Below are 845 nucleotides of genomic sequence, written 5' to 3'. Positions count from 1 at the left end.
GGCCAGTAACAAAGACGTTAGCGCTTATCTTTGGTGGTGGCTAGGTAAACGCCTGCATCGTCAGACGTCGCGAGAATATCCAAATCGGTGTGTTCTGCGAGATACTCTGGCGAAAAATCGGCGTAGCGAGAATGGGGGCCAAAAAAGGAATCATCAAAGCCACGTAAATAGGGTGATAAGGCTTGTGAATACGATGATGATAGACCCCAGATAACTTCTCTTTACGTGTCTGCTTTGGCAAATTATAAAGCAATTTCAGGCCTGCTTGCGCAGCCCAACAGACATACAGAGTTGAGGTAACGTGTGATTTCGCCCATTCCATGATGGTTTTGAGGTGATCCCAATAAATCACATCTTCAAACTGCACCAAGCCTAGCGGCGCACCTGTGATGATCAATCCATCAAAGTTACGGTTTTTCACCATCTCGAATTGACGATAAAAATTGTCGAGATGTTCAGTCGGGGTGTTTTTGCTCGGGCGATCGTCAATACGCAGCAGCTCGACATTGACCTGGAGAGGGCTGTTAGAGAGCAGGCGTAAAACTGAGTTCTGTCTTCAATTTTTTCGGCATCAAATTGAGAATCAGTACCCTCAGCGGACGAATTTCTTGCTTGGCGGCACGAGTTTCACTCATGACGAAGATGTTTTCAGTTCGCAAAACATCTGCCGCTGGTAATTGATCTGGAATACGAATAGGCACAGCTTTCTCCCTAAGCTAATCTCTTTTGGACGTCTATACAACTCTAACCTACCTATTTTTTTTGTGATGTCGACAGGCAAAAGGGGGCGAAAGGAAATTTTATTGTGACAATTTTGCGAGAGAAAAATGTGCACCTACTAAGAG

At 45.1% G+C, this 845-nt stretch carries 1 pseudogene; it reads right to left on the bottom strand.

The window, feature by feature from the left end:
* A pseudogene (gene metA / locus CIK04_RS28330) lies at nucleotides 1-701 on the bottom strand (homoserine O-succinyltransferase); the annotation flags it as partial.
* Nucleotides 702-845: the final 144 nt, after the last annotated feature.

This window comes from Vibrio sp. 03_296 (assembly GCF_002265885.1).
The sequence above is the reverse complement of the archived record's forward strand: the minus strand, read 5'-3'. Positions and strand labels throughout refer to the sequence as shown.